Source organism: Aeromonas dhakensis (assembly GCF_002285935.1).
GTDB classification, from domain to species: domain Bacteria; phylum Pseudomonadota; class Gammaproteobacteria; order Enterobacterales; family Aeromonadaceae; genus Aeromonas; species Aeromonas dhakensis.
On sequence record NZ_CP023141.1, the window covers coordinates 3,805,773 to 3,823,186 of the forward strand.

14 protein-coding genes are annotated in these 17,414 nt (G+C 62.3%); 8 read left to right on the forward strand and 6 right to left on the reverse strand.

The genetic code is table 11. The features are described 5' to 3' along the window. Window positions 1–18 precede the first annotated feature (18 nt). The 3 genes from CK627_RS17640 to CK627_RS17650 are packed head-to-tail and all read left to right on the forward strand — an operon-like array spanning window position 19 to window position 2,193. Window positions 19–261, forward strand: a complete 243-nt coding sequence (locus CK627_RS17640) for a sulfurtransferase TusA family protein (RefSeq protein WP_010634366.1) — start codon at window positions 19–21, stop codon at window positions 259–261. A 16-nt stretch (window positions 262–277) separates the two neighbouring features. Then, window positions 278–1,348, forward strand: coding sequence for an AI-2E family transporter (locus CK627_RS17645; RefSeq protein WP_017786655.1), 1,071 nt, complete (start codon window positions 278–280; stop codon window positions 1,346–1,348). 56 nt (window positions 1,349–1,404) lie between these two features. Continuing rightward, the gene (locus tag CK627_RS17650) at window positions 1,405–2,193 is read left to right on the forward strand and encodes a MipA/OmpV family protein (RefSeq protein ID WP_010634368.1); all 789 of its coding nucleotides are present in this window, start codon (window positions 1,405–1,407) and stop codon (window positions 2,191–2,193) included. Window positions 2,194–2,267: 74 nt separating this feature from the next. Here the strand turns inward: CK627_RS17650 and CK627_RS17655 are convergent, their stop codons facing one another. After that, the gene (locus tag CK627_RS17655) at window positions 2,268–3,068 is read right to left on the reverse strand and encodes an alpha/beta fold hydrolase (RefSeq protein WP_095592986.1); all 801 of its coding nucleotides are present in this window, start codon (window positions 3,066–3,068) and stop codon (window positions 2,268–2,270) included. 171 nt (window positions 3,069–3,239) lie between these two features. On the opposite strand from CK627_RS17655, the gene ppk2 reads away from it, so the two are divergent. Next, window positions 3,240–4,055 carry a polyphosphate kinase 2 gene (gene ppk2, locus CK627_RS17660; protein ID WP_005299604.1) on the forward strand — a complete coding sequence of 272 codons (816 nt, stop codon included), beginning with the start codon at window positions 3,240–3,242 and terminating at the stop codon, window positions 4,053–4,055. A gap of 115 nt (window positions 4,056–4,170) precedes the next feature. Here the strand turns inward: ppk2 and CK627_RS17665 are convergent, their stop codons facing one another. The 5 genes from CK627_RS17665 to yejK all read right to left on the reverse strand — a co-directional run bounded on the left by CK627_RS17665 (window position 4,171) and on the right by yejK (window position 10,647). Further along, the gene (locus CK627_RS17665) at window positions 4,171–5,307 is read right to left on the reverse strand and encodes an ABC transporter ATP-binding protein (RefSeq protein ID WP_005299602.1); all 1,137 of its coding nucleotides are present in this window, start codon (window positions 5,305–5,307) and stop codon (window positions 4,171–4,173) included. Between the two features lie 70 nt (window positions 5,308–5,377). Then, complete coding sequence (gene malG / locus CK627_RS17670; protein WP_005299600.1) at window positions 5,378–6,268, reverse strand: maltose ABC transporter permease MalG; 891 nt, start codon at window positions 6,266–6,268, stop codon at window positions 5,378–5,380. A gap of 12 nt (window positions 6,269–6,280) precedes the next feature. Then, window positions 6,281–7,933: a maltose ABC transporter permease MalF gene (gene malF / locus CK627_RS17675; protein ID WP_005299595.1), complete on the reverse strand. Its 1,653-nt coding sequence runs from the start codon at window positions 7,931–7,933 to the stop codon at window positions 6,281–6,283. 75 nt (window positions 7,934–8,008) lie between these two features. Beyond that, window positions 8,009–9,190, reverse strand: coding sequence for a maltose/maltodextrin ABC transporter substrate-binding protein MalE (gene malE, locus CK627_RS17680; protein WP_005299593.1), 1,182 nt, complete (start codon window positions 9,188–9,190; stop codon window positions 8,009–8,011). A 395-nt stretch (window positions 9,191–9,585) separates the two neighbouring features. Continuing rightward, a complete protein-coding gene (yejK, locus tag CK627_RS17685) occupies window positions 9,586–10,647 on the reverse strand; it encodes a nucleoid-associated protein YejK (RefSeq protein ID WP_026140927.1) in 1,062 nt (353 codons plus the stop codon). A gap of 73 nt (window positions 10,648–10,720) precedes the next feature. Here yejK and CK627_RS17690 point away from each other — a divergent pair, with 73 nt between their 5' ends. The 4 genes from CK627_RS17690 (at window position 10,721) to CK627_RS17705 (ending at window position 17,390) form a co-directional block, all read left to right on the forward strand. Continuing rightward, a complete protein-coding gene (locus tag CK627_RS17690) occupies window positions 10,721–10,948 on the forward strand; it encodes a YejL family protein (RefSeq protein ID WP_005299589.1) in 228 nt (75 codons plus the stop codon). A 43-nt stretch (window positions 10,949–10,991) separates the two neighbouring features. Beyond that, the gene (locus CK627_RS17695) at window positions 10,992–12,842 is read left to right on the forward strand and encodes a DUF3413 domain-containing protein (protein WP_095592987.1); all 1,851 of its coding nucleotides are present in this window, start codon (window positions 10,992–10,994) and stop codon (window positions 12,840–12,842) included. A 307-nt stretch (window positions 12,843–13,149) separates the two neighbouring features. Continuing rightward, window positions 13,150–15,312: a TonB-dependent hemoglobin/transferrin/lactoferrin family receptor gene (locus CK627_RS17700; protein WP_095592988.1), complete on the forward strand. Its 2,163-nt coding sequence runs from the start codon at window positions 13,150–13,152 to the stop codon at window positions 15,310–15,312. Further along, window positions 15,312–17,390, forward strand: coding sequence for a prolyl oligopeptidase family serine peptidase (locus CK627_RS17705; protein WP_095592989.1), 2,079 nt, complete (start codon window positions 15,312–15,314; stop codon window positions 17,388–17,390). Before CK627_RS17700 ends, CK627_RS17705 begins: the two co-directional genes overlap by 1 nt. Window positions 17,391–17,414: the final 24 nt, after the last annotated feature.

Sequence of the window (17,414 nt, forward strand, 5' to 3'; positions counted from 1 at the left end):
ACGCGCGATGGAGCCTCCATGGAATACCTCGACCTGACCCCCTGGCGTTGCCCCGAGCCGCTGATCCGGCTCAAGCTCTGGTTGCGAGAGGCCAAAACCGGTCAAGCCCTCGCCATCCGGCTGGCCGATGCCGGCTCCCGGCAGGACATTCCCGCCTATCTGCAGCGCCAGGGTCACCCCTTCACCTTGCAGGAAGCGCCGGACAATACCCTCTCTTTGCAGTTGGTGGTCGGGGCCAGGCACCACAGCCAGCCCCAGTAACGTAAAGGATGTCGCCATGTTAGAAGTCATCAAGCGCTGGTATCAGACCCGTTTCTCCGATCCCGATGCCGTCACCCTGTTTCTGCTGCTGGCGGCCTGTTTCGCCGTGCTCTGGCTGTTTGGCGATCTGCTGGCGCCACTGTTGGTCGCACTGGTGATGGCCTACCTGCTGGAGTGGCCGGTGAGCCGGCTGCAGCGGGCCGGACTCTCCCGCACCCTGGCCACCAGCCTCATCCTGCTGCTGTTCATCGCCCTCACCGCCATGGCGTTTCTCGGCCTCATCCCGACCCTGGCAAGCCAGGGGCTGAACCTGGCCAAGGAGTCTCCGGCCATGCTCTCCCATGCTCAGGACTATGTGCGCACCCTGCCGGAGCAGTACCCCGAGCTGGTCGATGTCAGCCTGGTGGAGACCGTCATCGACAACATGCGCCAGCGTATCCTGAGCGGGGGCGAGCAGCTGGTGACCGCCTCCCTCGGCTCCCTCATCAACGTGGTGGCCATCCTCATCTACGCCATCCTGGTGCCCTTGATGGTCTTCTTCATGCTCAAGGACAAAGAGATATTGATGGGGGGGCTGCGCCGCTTCCTGCCGCGCAACCGCACCCTGGTCAACCGGGTCTGGGTGGAGATGAACGAGCAGATCCTCAACTACATCCGTGGCAAGGTGATCGAGATCCTCATCGTCGGGGTCGCGACCTATATCCCATTCGCCCTGATGGGGCTGCGCTACTCGGCGCTGTTGGCGGTAGCGGTGGGCTTCTCGGTGCTGATCCCCTATATAGGCGCCGCCGCGGTGACGGTGCCGGTGGCCATGGTGGCCCTGTTCCAGTGGGGGCTGACCCCGGAGTTCACCTGGCTGATGGTGGCCTATCTGGTGATCCAGGCCCTCGACGGCAATCTGCTGGTACCTCTGCTCTTCTCCGAGGCGGTCAACCTGCATCCGGTGGCCATCATAGTTGCCGTGCTGGTGTTTGGCGGCCTGTGGGGCTTCTGGGGGGTCTTCTTCGCCATCCCCCTCGCCACCCTGGTCAAGGCGGTGCTCAATGCCTGGCCCAAGCGCGAAGAGCTGCCCGCCGTGCCCAAATAATGCGATAGTCGTGCCTGGCCATCGATGACAACGGAGTGTCCATGAAGATATTGCAAATGCTCACACGGACGGGGCTGGCGGCCCTGCTCCTGACCACCCTGCCGGCCCGGGCCGATCTCGATATCGGGGCGCTCAGCGCCTTCTCCAGCGACAGCCCCGACAGCCCCATCCCCAAGGGGTTGGTGCTGGGTGGGGCCGTCATCGGCGGTCAGGCCCGCTACCAGCACCAGGATGACACCCTGCTGCCGATCCCGGGTGCCCTCTACTTTGGCGACAACCTCATGTATCTGGGGGATCGGGCCCGCTACTACCTGAGCCGCAATGGCGGCCTCTCCACCTACGCCTTCGGCCGGATGCGCTTTGGCAATCTGGATCCGGACGATGATCCCTTCCTGCACGGCCTCGACAAGCGCAAGGGTGAGTTCGAGGCCGGGATCGGGGCCGATCTCATCACCCCCTATGCCCTCTGGAGCGTGCGGGCCACCAGCGACGTGACCGGCACCAGCAATGGCCAGGAGCTGATGCTGTGGGCCAACTTCCCCATCATCCGCGGCCCGCTGCTGCTGATGCCGGGGGCCGGCGTCATGCTGCGCAGCCACAACCTCGCCAACTACTACTTCGGCGGTGTCTCGCAAGATGAAGCGAGGGCGGACAGGCCGGCGTGGAACACCGGCACCACCCTCTCCCCCATGGTCTCCCTCATCGGCAGCTATCGCTTCAACGCCAACTGGATCGGCGGCTTTGGCATCAACTACGAGCGCTATGACGGCGACATCGCGGACAGCCCCCTCGTCCAGCATCAGGGGGAGCTCTATGCCGGGCTGGGGCTCGGCTATATCTGGTAACTCCCCGGCCATCCCTGCACCAAAGAGAAAAGGAGCCCATGGCTCCTTTTCTTGTTATCCGGCAGAGAACACTGTCACAGGTGGGCCAGAAACTCGGCCAGCGCGCCGTTGACGAAGGCGGGGTTCTCCAGCGAGGCGATGTGGCCGGCCGCCGGGATCTCCTTGAACGGGCAGCCCAGCACCTCGGCCATCAGGTAGCCTTCCAGCACAGGGCGGGCCTTGTCCTGGCAACCCGTCATCACCAGCGCGGGCAGCCTCATCTCTTCCAGCCACTCGATGCGATCTTCGCGGGTCACGAAGCTGCGGCCCACCGCCACCATGGCGGCCACCTTGTCGGCCGGCCAGGCGGCGAGACGCGCCTTGAAACCGCTCATCAGGGCGGCATCCGGCTGGTCGGCAAAAAACAGCGGCGCCACCTGCTCGACGATGGGAGCCGGGATGGTGCCAAGCTGCTCGATCATGGCCAGCATGCCGAGATAGCGCTCGCAGGTGATCTGGGGCTCGAGGCCGACGAAGCTGTCCATCAGCACCAGCCCCTTGAGGCGCGCGGGCGCCATGCGCGCCAGCTCCACGCCCCACATGCCGCCGATGGAGAGCCCCACCAGTACGAACTCGTCGATGCCGAGCGCATCGAGCAGGGCCAGGTGGTCGCGGGCCAGGGTCGCCAGGGTGCAGCCCCCCTCTGGCAGCGCATCGGAATCACCGTGGCCCCACAGCTCGGGCACGATGCAACGGTACTGCCCCTTGAGGGCCTCGACCTGGGGCGCCCACATGGCGCTGTCCCACAGGTAGCTGTGACCAAACAGCACGACCGGGCCCTGCCCCTCGTCCAGATAGGCCATCTGGCGGCCTGCTATCTCCATAACTTGCTTCATGTTTTCTCCTGTTGCCAACAGCCGGTGATGAGACGGCAGTGCACATCGCCATCACTGGCGTCATGTTTTTTATTGCCCGCCGGCGGCTCGTGAGGCGGCAGTGTAACACGACCCCCTTGGCAGTGACGCCCGCCTGGTGCAATCTGGAAAGGACTCAATAAGGAGACAATCATGCCGAAGGACAAGAGCAAGAAGCGCCCGCGCCTGGACAAGAAGACCTACGAGCACCACCTGGCCCATCTGCAGGAGGAGCTGGTCAAACTGCAGGAGTGGGTCAAGCAGGAGGGGCTGAAGGTGGTGGTGCTGTTCGAGGGGCGCGACGCCGCCGGCAAGGGGGGCGTCATCAAGGCGATCACCGAGCCCCTCAACCCCCGGGTCTGCCGGGTCACCGCCCTGCCAGCACCCTCTGACCGGGAGCGCTCCCAGTGGTACTTTCAGCGCTACGTGACCCACCTGCCCGCCGCCGGCGAGATGGTGCTGTTCGACCGCTCCTGGTACAACCGGGCCGGGGTCGAGCGGGTGATGGGCTTTTGCAGCGACAACGAGTATCGCGAGTTCCTGCGCGCCTGCCCCGAGTTCGAGCGGATGCTGACTCGCTCAGGGATCACCCTCATCAAGTACTGGTTCTCGGTCAGTGACGAAGAACAGGAGAAGCGCTTCAAGGAACGCATCAACACCCCCATCAAACGCTGGAAGTTCAGCCCGATGGATCTGCAGTCCCGCTCCCGCTGGGTGGAGTACTCCCGCGCCAAGGACGACATGTTCACCTACACGGATACCGAGGATTGCCCCTGGTTCGTGGTGGAGGCAGACGACAAGCGCCGAGCCCGCCTCAACTGCATCTCTCACCTGCTGGGCAAGGTGCCCTACGAGGCGATCCACTACGAGCCCATCACCCTCCCCCCCATCAACACCGAAGGCTACGAGCGCCCGCCGCTCACCAGCCAGCACTTTGTGCCGGACATCACAGCCGCGCTCGAGGCCTGATCCCTGCCACCTCGCCTGCCGTGCTCGCCAAACGGCAGGCAATAAAAAGCCGGTCTTGCGACCGGCAAAAAGGCATTGAATATAAAGAAAAGGAAACCTCGGCAGCCGCCCCTTGTCAGGTGCGGATGTATTTGGCCGTGCGCGGGAAGGCTTGCTCCTTGGCATCGAACAGGTAGCAGGCCTCGGCCGGAATGCCGACGCTGTACTGCTGGCCGGTGGCCACGTCCACGTCGGAGCTCGCCTTGACGGTGAAGTCGTGGCCCGCCACGTCCATGTAGACGAAGGATTCGGCCCCCAGGTGTTCAGCCACCTGCACCACCCCGCTCACGCGGCTGTCGGCATGGGCGTGATCAAGCGGCACCAGGTGCTCGGGGCGAATGCCCAGCTCCACTTTGTCGCCAACCGCGCCGCGGCGGGCATCGACCCGCACCCGCACGCTGTCGCCTGTGGTCAGCTTGACCAGGCACTCCTGCTCGCCAATCTCCACCAGCTCGCCGGCCAGGAAGTTCATCTTGGGAGAGCCGATGAAGCCCGCCACGAACTTGTTGTCCGGGTTGTGGTAGAGCTCGAGCGGGGTGCCGAACTGTTCCAGGTTGGTGGTCGCATCCGCCTTGAGCGGGCTCAGCACCACGATGCGGTTGGCCAGGGTCATGGCCTCCACCTGGTCGTGGGTCACGTAGATGATGGTGGAGTTGAGCTCCTTGTGCAGCTTGGCGATCTCGATGCGCATCTTGACCCGCAGGGCGGCGTCGAGGTTCGACAGGGGTTCGTCAAACAGGAACACCTGCGGCTGCTGCACTATGCTGCGGCCGATGGCGACCCGCTGGCGCTGACCGCCGGAGAGGGCCTTGGGCTTGCGGTCCAGCAGCGGCTCGAGACCCAGGATCTCGGCGGCGCGCATCACCCGCTTGTGGATGTTCTCCTTGTCCATCTTCTTGAGCTTGAGGCCAAAGGCCATGTTCTCGTAGATGTTCATGTGCGGATAGAGGGCGTAGGACTGGAACACCATGCCCACGTTGCGCTCCACTGGCGGCACGTCGTTCATGTAGCGCCCGCCGATGGTCAGCTCGCCGCTGGTGATGTCTTCCAGACCGGCGATCATCCGCAGCAAGGTGGACTTGCCGCAACCGGACGGGCCGACGAAGACGATGAACTCCCCTTCCTTGATGGCCAGGTTGATATTGCGCAGGGTGTCCTTGTGGACAGCCGGGTCGTAATTTTTGCGAACGTTGTTGAGTACTACTTCAGCCATGTCGAGCTCCGCTCTTGAATCTTTGCAAATCGTGATGGCGGGGGGAGTCGGCTCCCCCGGCCATGAACCGTTAACCTTTCACGCCGCCGGCAGTGAGACCACCCACCAGCCAGCGCTGGGCGAGCAGGAAGACGACCGTGATGGGGAAGCCCGACAGCACGGCGGCCGCGGCGAAGTCACCCCACAGGTAGTTCTGCGGATAGAGGTACTGCTGGGCCCCGACCGCCAGGGTCAGGTTGTTCACATCCTGCAGCAGGATAGAGGCCATGGGCACCTCGGTAATGGAACCGATGAAGGCCAGGATGAACACCACCGCCAGGATGGGCACCGACAGCGGCAGCAGGATCAACCGGAACGCCTGCCACGGGGTGGCACCGTCGATGGCCGCCGCCTCCTCCAGGGAGGAGTCGATGGTCTCGAAGTAGCCCTTGATGGTCCAGACGTGCAGGGCGATGCCGCCCATGTAAGCCAGGATCAGGCCGCCGTGGGTGTTGAGACCCAGCCAGGGGATGTAGTCACCAATCTTGTTGAACAGCGCATAGATGGCCACCAGTGCCAGCACCGCCGGGAACATCTGGAAAATCAGCATGCCCTGCAGGATGGTGGACTTGCCACGGAACCGCAGGCGGGCGAAGGCGTAGGCACAGGTGGTGGAGAGCACCACTATCATCAGGGCGGTGATGCCCGCGATCTTGATGGAGTTCCACAACCAGGTCAGCACCGGGAACGGCGGCGGCGTGATGCTGCCGTCGGCGTTGGTGATGGACATGCCCAGCGCCAGCTTCCAGTGATCCAGGGTCGGGTTGGAGGGGATGATCTCCCCTACCGCGAAGTTGCCGTTTCTAAACGAGATGGCGATGACCATGATCAGCGGGAAGATGATCAGTGCCAGGAAGCCCCACATCACCAGGTGGGTTGCCCACACCCGGTATTTGACTGATTTGGGTTGTACGATTGCCATGTTGAAGCCTCCTTACAGTTGCTTGTCGGCTTTGGACAATTTCAGGTTGAGCAAGGCCAGCGCACCCACGATGAGGAAGATGGCGGTGGCGATGGCACTGGCCAGACCGTAGTCCTGACCACCCGAGCCCTGGAACGCGATCCGGTAGGTGTAGCTCACCAGCAGGTCGGTGGTCCCGGCCGGGGTGCTGGCGCCAATGATGTCCGGCGCGCCGTTGGTCAACAACTGGATGAGCACGAAGTTGTTGAAGTTGAACGCGAACGAGGCAATCAACAGGGGTGTCAGCGGCTTCATCAAGAGCGGTACTGTGATCTTGAAGAAGTTCTGCACCGGACCGGCACCGTCCATGGCGGACGCCTCATAGAGATCTTCCGGAATGGCTTTGAGCAGGCCCATGCAGAGGATCATCATGTAGGGGTAGCCAAGCCAGGTGTTGACGATGAGGATCATCACCTTGGCCAGGAAGGGGTTGGTATACCAGTCCGGCTTGATGCCGAACGCCGCTTCCAGGAACAGGTTGATCTCGCCGAAGTTCTGGTTGAACAAACCCTTGAACACCAGGATGGAGATGAACGCCGGGATGGCATAGGGCAGGATCAGCATGACCCGGTAGAAGCCGCGCCCCTTGAGAGACTCCCACTGCACCAGACAGGCCAGCACCATGCCGATGGCCAGGGTGAAGCCCACCGAACAGGCGGAGAAGATCACGGTCCAGACGAAGATCTGCAGGAACGGCGCCTGGATGCCCGGATCGGTGACGATGCGGGCGAAGTTCTTCCAGCCCACGCTCACCACGAAACCGGGCGCCACGCTCTTGCCGACAAACTGGCCCTGCTCGTCGATGTATTGATAGAAGCCGGTGTCGCCGTTGGGCAGCATCAGCTCGCCGCTCTGGTTGTCACGCAGCAGGTTGCTGTCTTTTATCACCACCCCGGACTTGAGCACGGCACCGTCCAGCAGACGGGTGTACTGCTGTTTCTGGGCGGCGAACTTGCGCAGGCTGCTCAGGGTCAGGTGGGTTCCGCCATCCGGCAGCACCAGATCGAGTGCGCTCAGGTGGGTGCGGTGGTCGACGATGGCCCGGATGGGCGCCACCTGGTCCACGGCCTCACCGGCCAGGGGTTGCAGCTGAACAACCTGTACCTTGTCATGAACCCTGCCTTCGCGGACAGCCAGTTCACGGGCCTTGTTGTTCATCAGGGTAACGGGTTGACTGATAAAGGATTGGTCGTCCTGTTTCAGCAGCAGCTGAAACTGATTGTTCTCACCACCCAGGAGGGTGAAATCGAATTCACCGCCCGCCACCTTATAGGTTTTTTTCAGATGGTAATCCCGCGCCTGCTCGATGGAGAGCAGGTTGGATCCCGAATAGTTGGTGAAGGCGATGCCGATCGTGTAGGCAAGAGGGAAGATGATAAAAACAACCATGCCAGCCACACCGGGGAAGATATAGCGGTGGGCATAGGTCTTCTTGTTCATGAAGACATACAGACCGACGGAGACCACCACCAGATCAAGCAGAGCGAATACCCACTCACCGCTGGCGTACATCATCACGGCTGCATAACCGTTGAGGATGGCTACCAGGGCAGCAATGGTCCACTTAAGCCAGGTGTGCTTATCCTTCGGACCGGCATAGGATTCGATAGAAGGTACTACTTCCATGCCAATTAACCTTTATAACGCCAAGAGAGATTTGAGAGAGTGGGAGGCCGTTGCGGCCTCCCGGGTAGTGCGTGCTTACTGAACGATACGCTTGGCAGCGGTATCCAGGGCTTCGTCAACGCTCTGACGGCCGGAGGTCACGTTCTTGAGGGCAGTTTCGAAGGAGGACCAGAAACGGCTCATTTCAGGCACGGACGGCATCGGCTCGCCATTCTGGGCGTTCACCATGGTGGCCTTGATGTGCGGATCCGCTTCCAGGGTCTTCTGGAAGGACTTCAGCGCCACGGCGCCCAGCGGCTTGTCGGCGTTGACCGGAGCCAGACCGGCGTCGGTCAGCAGGTAGTTTTCCAGGAACTCGATGGCCAGATCCTTGTTCGGGCTGGCGGCGTTGATGGTGGCACCCAGCACGCCGACGAAGGCCTTGGCCGGTTTACCCTTCAGGGTCGGCAGGGAGGCGACGCCGTACTTGATGCCGCTCTTGTCCAGGTTGCTCCAGGCCCAGGGACCGTTGATCATCATGGCCACTTCGCCCTTGTTGAACTTGGCGTCCATCACACCGTAGTCGATGCCTTTTTCCAGGTGACCGGACTTGATCATCTCGGAGATGTAGCCGACACCGGCCTTGGCACCCGCGTTGTTCACGCCGGTGTCTTTCACGTCATAACCGGTAGCGGTCTTCTTGAAGGCGTAGCCACCGTTGGCAGCTACCAGCGGGTAGCTGAAGTAGGGGGTGTCATAGGCCCACATGATGGCGCGCTTGCCGCTCTTCTTCAGGGTCTCGTCAATCTTGGCGATCTCTTCGAAGGTCTTCGGCGGCTCCGGCAGCAGATCCTTGTTGTAGATCAGGCTGACGGCTTCGACGGCAACCGGATAACCGTAGGTCTTGCCATCAACGGTCATGGCATCCCAGGCGAACTGTTCAAACTTGGCTTTGGTGGCGGCATTCGGGGTCACGGGGACCAGCAGACCGGCCTTGACCCACTCACCGTAACGGTCGTGAGCCCAGAAGAAGATGTCCGGGCCGTTGCCGGTGGCAGCGGCTTGCTGGAATTTCACTTCCACCTGATCAGGGTGAGCAACCGTCACCTTGATGCCGGTTTCGGCTTCAAATTTCTTACCTACTTCGGCCAGACCATTGTATCCCTTGTCACCGTTGATCCAGATGGTCAGTTGGCCTTCGTCAATGGCGGCAGTGGCAGAGCAAGCCACACCCAGAGTAGCCAGACCGATCAGGGATGACAGCAATTTCTTTTTCATGAGCCTTTCCTTGTATTAGTTCCGCGCTGCAAGAGCATTGTGTGCGAGATGAATATTATCCCAAGCCGTTACCGCCTCACATGACGCAACTCGCATTTTTGAAACGCAATTACGTATTTTCTTCCGGAAAGTTCTGAAAACATTTTCTTATTTCAGGGGGTTAACGCCATTTATTGGCATATTTATCGCCAAATTAAGAAATTAAATTACCAAAGAGAAATAAATAAACATGAATGAAAGGGTTTTCACCTCATTGAAAACCCTTTCACAGGGATTATTCTGTTTAATTTGTTAACAAATCACCGAGTTGGTTTCGCTGCCACCTACCCCGTTAAATAAAAAGACACCGCAGCAGGCTGCGGTGTCTTTTTGCCAAAAGTGGAAAGCAGATCACATTACGACTGGCGTAACAGCTGATCCTTGAGGTTGGGCGGCACCCCCTTGATGGTCAGGGTATCGGTCTGGGGATCGTAGAAAATCCGGCTGTTGAGCAGCTTCTGCTCGAAGCTCAACGTCAGCCCGCCACCGGAGCCGACGAACTTGGTCAACCCGCGCAGGGTGGAGCGGTCCGCCGGGAAGCGCTCTTCCAGCTCATACTCCTGACCGATGAAGCTGTAAAAATCAAGGTCGCCCTCTCCTGCTTCTTTTGACGAGAGCTCTGCCGACAGCTCCCTGATCTCGATCTCTTCACCGGCGCTGGCCTGCTCGGTGCAATATTTGAAGACCTGTTTCTTGTAGTCGTTGCGCTCGGCCGGTTCGAGCTGGCGGCTGTCGCAATAGTCGTCCACCGCCTGCAGCAGCCCCTTGTTCTGGATCTTGGCATCCATCCCCTCGCGGGCACCCAGCAGATCCATGAAAAAATCACCCAGCTTGCGACCGACCCGGCCCTTGCTGAAGGTGATGTAACGGCGCGAATCAGCCTGGGTTTTCCATTCGGTGAGATCGATGCGGGCCACCAGGTTCAATTTGCCGATATCCAGATACTGGATGTGGCGCAGCTCCAGCGCCTCGCTGACGGTGACGCTCTCCTTGCCCTCCAGCAGGGCGATCATCAGATAATCCACACCCACGTAGTTGTACTTGGCAAACAGCAGCACCCCCTGCTCGTCGAGGGCGTGCTCCACCAGCTGCTTGACCAGCAGCTGGGTCATCTCCACCGAGAAGGGAACGAATTCGAGCTGCTCGTCCAGCAGCTTTTCCAGCGCGATGCGAAACAGGGGAGAGGGCTGCTTGGGGGCCTCTTCCCCCTCTGCCAGCTCGGCGACGGCGGCCTCGGGGTCGGCGAAGAAGCCAAAGCCCTTGCCCCCCTTGCCGTTGTAAATGCGGTGCAGCTCCGCCATCAGCCCCTGTACCGCCTCATCGGCAGGCAGAAGCTGGCTGCGGGTGTCGGCGTGAGGTTGACCATCGCCGCCCTGGCGCAGGGAGTGAAGAATGATCTTGTCGATATCGAGACTCATGTCACAAAGCCATAGTGTTAGCCGAAAGGGTGAAGTATTATAAGGCGCTTTGAACCGAGATGAACCCAAGATTATGCCCATCGTATCAAAGTACAATAACGAGCAGTTTGACGCCCTGATGAACGACCTGATCACCGCCCTGGAGAAGCACAAGGCGCCGGTGGACCTCAGTCTGATGGTGCTCGGCAACCTGACCACCAACATCATCAATGGCATGGCCCCGGCCCAGCGTCAGGCGATCACCGAGAAATTCATCCAGGCGCTCACCGCCTCGGTCGATCATCGCCACGACGCTCATTGAGTCTCTTCGCATTCTTTGATGTTTTTCAAGCAGATGGATCACTATGGTCGAAACCGGCAACCCCTATCGTGATAATGTCTCTCGCCTGATCACCTGGGGGCATTGGTTCTCCTTCTTCAACATCATTCTGGCCATGCTGATCGCCACCCGTTATCTGGGGGCGATCAGCTGGCCGTCGACCACGCTCGGCGTGACCTATCTCATCATCAGCTGGATCGGTCACTTCTCGTTTCTGAGCTTTGTCACCTACCTGTTGACGATCTTCCCCCTGAGCTTCGTGCTGCCCAGGGAGAAACCATTGCGCTTCATCTCCGCCATCATCGCCACCCTGGCGCTGGTGCTGCTGCTTATCGACACCCAGGTGTTCCAGCTGTTCAAGTTCCACCTCAACGGTCAGGTGTGGCAGCTGCTGCTGGATCAGGCCCAGACCGAGGAGGGCTCGATCTGGAGCATCATCTTCGTGGCGGTGCCCACCATCTTCCTGGTGCAACTGCTGCTGTCGGCCTATGTGTGGCGCAAGATCAACAAGCGCAAGCGCCGCCAGTACGGCAATCAGGTGGGGCTGGCCCTGCTGGTCTGCTTCATCCTGACCCACGTGGTCAACAGCTGGGCCGATGCCACCCTGTATCAGCCCATCACCATGCAGCGCGCCAACTTCCCGCTCTCCTACCCGATGACAGCCAAGAGCTTCCTCGCCAAGCACGGCTGGCTGGATCTGGATCAGTACGAGAAGAAGGCCGAGTCCCAGGATGGCGACAGTGCGAGCCGGCTGCGCTACCCGCTGCGCCCGCTCAGCGTCAACGCCCCGCTGACCCACAAGAACCTGCTGATCGTGGTGGTCGACTCCCTGCGGGCCGACATGCTCAACAACATCAACATGCCCAATCTGCAGCGCTATGCGGATCAGCACCTCAACTTTGCCAACCACATGAGTGGCGGCAACGATGACGCCATGGGGATGTTCAGCCTGTTCTACGGCCTGCCAGGTCACTACTACGACGACATTCGCAACGACAAGACCCCGCCGGTGCTCTTTGACGAGATGCTGCGCCAGGACTACCAGTTCGGCCTGTTCGGCGCGCTGGAAGATGCCCAGCAGTATCGCCAGAGCATCCTCTCCGGCCTGCGCAAACAGGTGTTCGTCTCCGAGCAGACCGACGATACCCAGCTTGTCGGCGACTGGCAGCAGTGGCTCGCCAAGCGCTCCCCTGACCGCCCCTGGTTCTCGCTGGTCTATCTGTCGAGCCCGGGCGACTACCAGCTGCCGGCCGGCATCAAGGGCCCCTTCCAGCCGGAGCTCACCAAGTTCAACCCGGCCACCGCCTATCAGGCCGAAAACCTGCAAAAGCTGGAGAACCGCTACAAGAACTCGGTCTTCTACACCGATCAGCTGCTGGAGCAGATGCTGACCCAGCTGCAACAGCAGGGGCTCAGTGAACAGACCATCGTCGTGGTCACCGCCAACCACGGCCAGGAGTTCAACGATACCCAGAGCAACAGCTGGGGCTATGGCACCAACTACTCGCCCTATCAGGTGCAGGTACCCTTCGTGCTGGCCTGGCCGGGCAACGAGACACTGCCGACGAGCCCGGTGAGCAGCCACCTGGATCTGGTGCCGACCCTGATGCAGGGGATGCTGGGGGTGCGCAACCCGCCGCGGGACTACAGCATAGGCCGCAACCTGTTCGACAACAGCCCGCGCAACTGGCTGCTGGCCGGGGATCAGCGCGACTTTGCCATCTATCAGGGCAACACCATCACCCACTTCAACAAGCAGGGTGACTTCGAGCTGCTGGAGCGCAACAGCTACCGTCCCATCAAGCACGGCACCCCGGACATGGGGGTCATGATCCAGGTGATGAACGAGCTGAACCGCTTCTACCGCGCCCCCTGAGGCCCGTCCTGTATCCGTTGAAAACCCGCTCCCCGAGCGGGTTTTTTATTGCCGACATAACCTTGGCATGAGCTGCCAAACCCTCAGCCAACACCTTGCCACCCTCCCCCATTTCATCCCCCCGTCTGCCTGCCCTGCGTCCTGCAGGCGCAAACGTTGGCCCACTTTGCTACTGATGTCTTCATCAAAAAATGCAGCCTGATCAGGATCATAAAAACAAAATGATAATGATTATCAATCGTTGATCTGATTGGACCTCTCTGCAATAATCCGCGGCCTTCAGGCTTAAATAATAATTATTCTCAAAATGAAAACACTACTTCACTACTGGCCCATGCTGCTGTCCGGTACAGCGCTGGCCGCCGGCGATCCCGCAGGGATAGACACCTCCGGCACCACCCCGCCCAAGACGCGCGAGACCATAATCGTCAAGGGTCAGCGGGTCGAGCAGAAACTGTCCGACATCTCGGGCTCCATCACCGTCATCACCGAAGAGGATCTGGAGCGCCAGATAGCCACCGAGCTCACCGACGTGTTCAAGAACGAACCCGGCGTCTCGGTGACCGGCTCGGCGGGTCGGCCGCAAAACATCAGCATCCGCGGCATCGGTGGCAACCGGGTGCTGATCGTCAAGGACGGAGTCCGGGTCAGCGACGGCTTCGGCGCCGACGATCTCAACGACAAGGTGGGCCGTTTCAGCTTCGATCTCGATGACGTCAAGCAGATCGAGGTGGCCAAGGGAGCCGGTTCCGCCCTGCACGGCTCGGACGCCATCGGCGGCACCGTGGTCATCACCACCAAGCAGCCGGAAGATTACCTGCAAGGGCAGGATGGCTACCTCAGCAGCAAGGTGCTGCACGACGGCAGCAGCGACAAGCAGAAGCTGAGCGCCACCGGCGCCGCCCGCTGGGGCGAGAGCGCCCACCTGCTGCGCCTCTCCGGCTGGCAGGGGCACGAGACTGCCAACTACGACCAGAGCCGCATTCCGGCGGATCTCGACGGCCTCAGCGCCTCCACCAGCTCCAGCCTGACCCTCAATGAACGGCATCTGCTGCGCCTCGAGCTCGACTACTTCGAGGACAACGCCAAGCGGGATCAGGGGCCGCGCGAAATTCCCCAGCCCGACGGCAAGTGGCAGGTGCGCCAGTATCGTGAAAACGGCAGCCAGCGCTCCCAGGGCGGCAAGCTGAGCTGGGAGGCGCAGGATCTGGGCCACCCGCTGGCCGACCGTTTTACCTGGAACCTGCACGGCAACTACGCCAAGAACACCGCCAACAAGCGCAGCCTGCTGCAAAATGACGAGCTGAGCGGCTACCCCCGCTATCGCAGCGAGCGGGAGCTGGCCACCTTCACCGAGCACCTGCTCGGCAGCGAGCTGGATATCCGCCGCGATCTGGTCACCGGCCCCATCGAGCACAAACTGAGCTACGGCATCGAGCTGGCGCGCACCCGGCACGAGCGACCGGTGGAGAAGCTGATGCTGGAAGCCGGCATTCCCCAACCCACCCAGTCCGCCCCCTTCAGCAGCGCCCGCACCGATCGGGCCGGCATCTGGCTGGGAGACGTGGCGACCCTGGGCCAGTGGCAGTTCACCCCGACCCTGCGCATGGATCAGCAGTGGCTGAGCCCGCAGGATGGTCGGGGCGAGAGCAACCACAGCTGGCACCTCTCGCCGAGTCTGGCCACCAGCTACCGCTTCAACGAGCAGTGGCGCAGCTGGCTGAGCTACGCCAACGGATTCAGCGCCCCCTCCTACGACAAGGTGTACGGCAACATCCCCCACTACTTTGCCCTGCCGCCGTTCGAGATCATCGCCAACCCGGATCTCAAGGAGGAGACCAGCCACAGCTTCGAGTGGGGAGTGAGCGGGGAAGGGGATGAGTGGAGCATCAAGCCGGCCCTCTTCTACAACCGCTACTACAACTTCGTCGACTGGCGTCAGGTGGGCTTCCGCCTGCGGGACGGGGTCATGCTGCGTCAATATCGCAACGTCGCCAAGTCCGAGACCTGGGGTGCCGAAGTCGCCGCCAGCTACTGGCTGACCCCGCAATGGGAGCTGGCCACCAAGCTGGGCTGGGTCGACGGCAAGACCAGCCAGGGCGAATCGCCGCGCAACCTCACGCCGCTCGAGGGCAACACCCGCCTCAGCTATCAGGCCAACGACTGGAGCCTGGGGCTGCAGGCCGACTACGCCGCCGCCATGAGCCGGGTGCCCACCTGTGGCAACAGCCTGACCCAGCAGCAGGGCGAGTGCCTGAAAACCGCCGGCTGGCTCAGCTTCGCCCTGACCGCCGACTGGCAGATCACCGACGCCCTCAAGGCCAACCTCAAGCTCGACAACCTGCTCGACACCCGCTACACCCGCTATCAGGATGTCGCCGGGCTGGAAGCAGGCACGGATGCGGGCCTCTACACCCAGACAGGCCGCTCCCTGAGCGCCAGCCTGCGCTACACCTTCGTGGGGCTCTGATGCACGCACTCCTGATGCTGGCCAGCCTGCTGGCCACTCCGGCGGCTGCCCAGCCCGCAGCCATTGCACCTGCCGGCGCCCCGAGCCAGGCCGTCGCCGCGTCGGCGCCGCTCGTGGCCCCGCTTATTCCTCACCGCCCGCTACCGATGCCGGGGGAGCGGGCCCGGCTCGATCCCTATGGCGGCTGGCGCGATGACAGCCGCCAGGATCCCGCCCTGCTGGCCCTGCTGGGCGAGCAGAACCGCTGGACCGAGCAGCAGCTCGCCGCTCAGCGGCCCTTGGAACAGGCTCTGCAGGCCGAGTGGCAGGCACAAGCGCGCGGTGAACCCATGCCGCAAGAGTGGTTGAGCGAGGCGGGCAGCCAGTGGCGGATGGAAGTCGACGGCAGCCTGTGGCAGCGAGATAGCGAGCAGGCTGAACCCCGGCAACGGCTGGCGGCCCGTCAGCCGGCCAGCGGCTACTACGAGCTCGCCAGCTGGGCCCTGCACCCGAACGGGCGCTGGCTGGCCCTGGCCGAAGATCTGCAGGGCGATAGGGACTACCGCATTACCCTGCTCAACTTGGCCGACGGCCAGCCCTTGGCCACCCTGGCGCACCGGGCCAGCGATCTGCTCTGGAGCCTGGACGGCAAGACCCTCTACACCATCGCCAACGAACCTCGCACCCTGCGCCCCTGGCAGCTGTGGGCCTGGCGCGATGGCAAGGATCAGCAGATCCACCAGGAGGCGGATCCCGCCTGGCTGCTCAGCCTCTATCGCACCACGGATCGGCGCCACCTGCTGCTGCAAAGCAACAACCACGACAGCGCCGAGCAGTACCTGCTGGACGAGGGCAGACCTGCTCTGCTCAAGGCCCGTCAGGACGGCCTCGAGTACTACCTGGATACCCAGGGGGAGCGGGTGCTGCTCAAGAGCAACCGGGACGGTGCCCTCGGCCTCTATCAGGTGGCCGATCTGAGCCAGGTGGCCAAGGGTGAGTGGCAGCCGCTCTGGTCCGGCGAAGAGAGGAGCCTCGAGAAGTGGCGCCTGTTTGCCGACTACACGGTGCTGCAGTATCGCCACAAAGGGGATGACTGGCTCGACGTGCTGGATGGCCGCGGCCGGCTCAGCCATCGTCTGCTGCTGACCGAGGGGGCCGGCACGGCCTGGATCCAGGGTGCCCACGACCCCGCCAGCGGGCAGATCCTGATCCGCCGCCAAGGCATGGCCGAGCCGCCACACCAACGCTGGCTCAATCTGGCCAGCGGCCAGTGGCAAGCCGACGCGCAGGCGCAGCGTCCCTCCCCCTACCAGAGCGAGCGCCGCTGGGTGGTGGGCAAGGATGGCGTCAAGGTGCCGGTCTCTCTGGTGTGGCGCAAGGACATCCACACTCCCAAGGCGCTGTTGCTCTACGGCTATGGCGCCTACGGTACCCCCATGCGCCCCTACTACCAGCCGCAGGTGCTGAGCCTGCTGGATCGCGGCTTCGTCTACGCCATCGCCCACGTGCGCGGCGGCGGCATGCTGGGGGATGAGTGGTATCTGGCGGGACGCGGTCGCCACAAACAGCACAGCGTGGACGACTTCCTGACTGTGGCCGAGGCGCTGGCCCGGGATCCCGCCATCGACCCCGCCCGGCTGTTTGCCATGGGCGGCAGCGCCGGCGGCCTGCTGGTGGCGGCGGCCCTCAACCAGGCACCGACCCGCTTCGCCGGGGCCGTGCTGCAGGTGCCCTTCGTCGATCTCATCGGCACCATGAGCGATCCCGAACTGCCGCTCACCCGCCAGGAGTACGCCGAGTGGGGCAACCCGGCCATTGCCGCCGATTACGCCACCATGCGCCGCCTGAGCCCTTACGACAACCTGCATGTGGCCCCCTATCCCCCCGTCTATGTGACGGCCGGGCTGCACGACAGTCAGGTGCCCTACTGGGAGCCGCTCAAGTGGGTGGCCCGTCTGCGGGAACACAGCACGGGGCCGGGTCCCTATCTGCTCAGCACGGCACTCGACGGCGGCCACCGCATCAGCCCGGCCAACGCGCGCCAGCAGGCGGCCCGCGAGTACGCCTTCCTGCTCACCCTGGCAGGTGCCCGCCGGTGATCCCTTTTCTCATTTTTGTGTTGG